Below are 2,909 nucleotides of genomic sequence, written 5' to 3' on the forward strand. Positions count from 1 at the left end.
GCTCCTGACCCCGCACGGTCACCGGGGGCTCCGGGTCCTTGTCGGGCGCCGGGAGGGGGCCCTCAGCTGGTGCGCCGGGTCACGAACTCGGCGAGCGCCAGCAGACCGCCCGCCGCCTCCGGGTCGGGGACCGCGCGGGCCAGTTCCTGCATGGCCCGGGCCATCCGGTCGGCCGCCTCGGCCTGCGCCCAGTCCCGGCCGCCGGCCCGCTCCACCGCGAGTGCGATGCGCGCGGTCTCCCCGGCCTCCGCCGCCTCCTCCCGGTACGGCTTGCCGTACAGCTGGGCGAGTTCGACCGCCGCCGGGGTGCCGGAGGTGAGCGCGGCCACCACCGGCAGGGACTTCTTGCGGGCGGCGAGATCCGCGCCGGCCGGTTTGCCGGTGTGCCGCGGGTCTCCCCATATGCCGATGACGTCGTCGATCAGCTGGAAGGCGAGCCCGGCCTGCCGGCCGAAGCCGTCCAGCGCGGCCACCTCCTCCTCGCCGGCGCCCGCGTACAGCGCGCCGAGTGCGCAGGCGCAGCCCAGCAGAGCGCCGGTCTTGGCCTCGGCCATGGCGAGCACCTCGTCCAGGGTGACCGCTTCCGGTGCCCGCTGCTCCAGGTCGGTGTCGGTGTGCTGGCCCTCGCACAGCTCCACGACACAGGCGGCGAGCCGGGCCGCGGCCGGCACCGACGCCGGGTGCGGGTCCTCGGCGAGCAGCCGGAGAGCCAGCGCCTGGAGGGCGTCCCCGGCGAGGATCGCGTCGGTGTCGCCGAACACGGTCCAGGCCGTCGGCCGGTGCCGGCGGGTGGTGTCCCGGTCCATCACGTCGTCGTGCAACAGCGTGAAGTTGTGGACCAGTTCGACCGCCGCCGCCGCCCGGACGGCCGCCGTCCGGGCCGCCGGTCCGCCGAGCGCGGCGGCAGCCGCCAGCACGAGCGCCGGCCTGATCGCCTTGCCCGCGTTGCCCGCCGCCGGAGAGCCGTCGGCCTGCTGCCAGCCGAAGTGGTAGAGGCCGATCCGGCGCATGGAGCCGGGCAGCGACTCCACGGCCGCGCGCAGCTCCGGGTCGACCAGGGCCCGGGTGCGCTCCAGTTGCGCCGCCGCCTCCTGCGCGTCGGCCGGGCCGGTCCCCTCCCCGGTCTTCTCCCGCGGCTCCCCCGGTGCGCCGGGACCCGGCACACCGGAGGCACGCTCTTCGGTCTCCGTCATGAACTCGGCCATGCCTCCCCCTCGTCAGGTCCGCGCAGGCCGGCGTCACCGGCCTTGCCGGACGCATACCCCGAGGACCTACCCGCGCCGGCGGGCGCGGACACGGCCGCGACGTGCGGAAACGTCACCTCCACCGGCCGATCTCGACGTTCTCCAGCACACCGAGCGCGTCGGGCACCAGGACGGCGGCCGAGTAGTACGCCGTCACCAGGTACTTGATGATGGCCTGTTCGTTGATGCCCATGAAGCGGACCGACAGGCTCGGCTCGATCTCGTCCGGGATGCCGGACTGCCGCAGGCCGATGACGCCCTGCTCGGCCTCGCCGGTACGCATGGCGATGATGGAGGTCGTACGGGCCTCGCTGATCGGGATCTTGTTGCACGGGTAGATCGGCACCCCGCGCCAGGTGGGGATGCGGTTGCCGGCGATGTCGATCGTCTCGGGGACCAGCCCCCGCTTGTTCAGCTCCCGCCCGATCGCGGCGATCGCGCGCGGGTGGGCCAGCAGCAGCTTGGTGCCGCGGCGGCGGCTGAGCAGCTCGTCCAGGTCGTCCGGGCTGGGCACGCCGTCGTGCGGCTGGATCCGCTGGTCGTACTCGCAGTTGCTGAGCAGGCCGAACTCCGGGTTGTTGACCAGCTCGTGCTCCTGGCGCTCCTTCAGCGCCTCGACCGTGAGCCGCAGCTGCTGCTCGGTCTGGTTCATCGGCTGGTTGTAGAGGTCGGCCACGCGCGAGTGGATGCGCAGCACGGTCTGGGCGATGCTCAGTTCGTACTCGCGGGGCCGTGCCTCGTAGTCCACGAAGGTGTGCGGGATGTCGGGCTCGCCGGAGTGGCCGGCCGCCAGCTCGACCTCCTTCTCCCCGTACTTGTTGGTCCGCTGCTCGGGGATCGAGCGCAGTCGTTCGAGGTGCGCCCGCAGCGAGTCGGAGCGCTCCGCGACCTGCGCGAAGTCCTGCCGGCTGAGGATCAGCACCGTGGTCGCGGTGTCCGCGCGGACGGTGTACTCCCAGATCGCCTCGGGGTCGATCAGCGCCTGGTCGCCGAAGTAGGCGCCGTCGGCGAGGACGCCGAGCACGGCGTCGTCGCCGTAGGGGCCCGTGCCGACCTTCTCCACCCGGCCGTGGGCGAGGAGGTAGACCTCGTCCGTCCGGTTGCCGAAGTCGGCGATCACCTCGCCGGGCGCGAAGTCGCGCTGGCGGCAGCGGCGGGCCAGCTCCGTCAGCACCTCCTCGTCCTCGTACGACCGCAGGGCCGGCAGCTCGGCCAGTTCGTTCGGGATGACCTCCACCTGGTCCCCGGTCTTGACGAAGGTGATGCGGCCGTCGCCGACGGCGTACGTCAGCCGCCTGTTCACCCGGTAGGTGCCGCCCTGGACGTCCACCCAGGGAAGCGTGCGCAGCAGCCAGCGGGAGCTGATCTCCTGCATCTGCGGAACGGACTTGGTGGTGGTGGCCAGGTTCCGCGCTGCCGCCGTCCCGAGGGACTGCTGCGGCCTGCCCTGCTCTGTGCGGACCTCTTCGCCTACCGACATAAAGAAATGCCCTCCCATGTATGGCCCGGTGCCGAATCGCGCGGGCACCGGTCTCGCGTCCGAGCCTTCCAGCACGCACCGTGGTGGCGCCATTACCCGAAAGAGCGGGAATGGATCATCGGATTAGTGGGCACAACGAGGGATCCCGCCCCCGGCCGCGCGGTCGTCGGCTCCGGCCCGAACGG

General features: G+C 72.8%; 2 protein-coding genes. Both read right to left on the minus strand.

Translation table 11 applies throughout. The features are described from left to right. Positions 1 to 62 precede the first annotated feature (62 nt). The gene (locus tag CCN44_RS38795; protein ID WP_086703653.1) at positions 63 to 1,205 is read right to left on the minus strand and encodes a family 2 encapsulin nanocompartment cargo protein polyprenyl transferase; all 1,143 of its coding nucleotides are present in this window, start codon (positions 1,203 to 1,205) and stop codon (positions 63 to 65) included. A 112-nt stretch (positions 1,206 to 1,317) separates the two neighbouring features. Beyond that, the gene (locus CCN44_RS38800; RefSeq protein WP_059252546.1) at positions 1,318 to 2,724 is read right to left on the minus strand and encodes a family 2B encapsulin nanocompartment shell protein; all 1,407 of its coding nucleotides are present in this window, start codon (positions 2,722 to 2,724) and stop codon (positions 1,318 to 1,320) included. Between the last annotated feature and the right edge of the window lie 185 nt (positions 2,725 to 2,909).

This window comes from Streptomyces tricolor, from assembly GCF_002155905.1.
GTDB lineage: Bacteria > Actinomycetota > Actinomycetes > Streptomycetales > Streptomycetaceae > Streptomyces > Streptomyces tricolor.

What these genes read in the sequence shown, in the direction of transcription:
- CCN44_RS38795 (WP_086703653.1), bottom strand. Translation starts at nt 1,205, where the DNA reads ATGGCCGAGTTCATGACGGAGACCGAAGAGCGTGCCTCCGGTGTGCCG.
- CCN44_RS38800 (WP_059252546.1), bottom strand. Translation starts at nt 2,724, where the DNA reads ATGTCGGTAGGCGAAGAGGTCCGCACAGAGCAGGGCAGGCCGCAGCAG.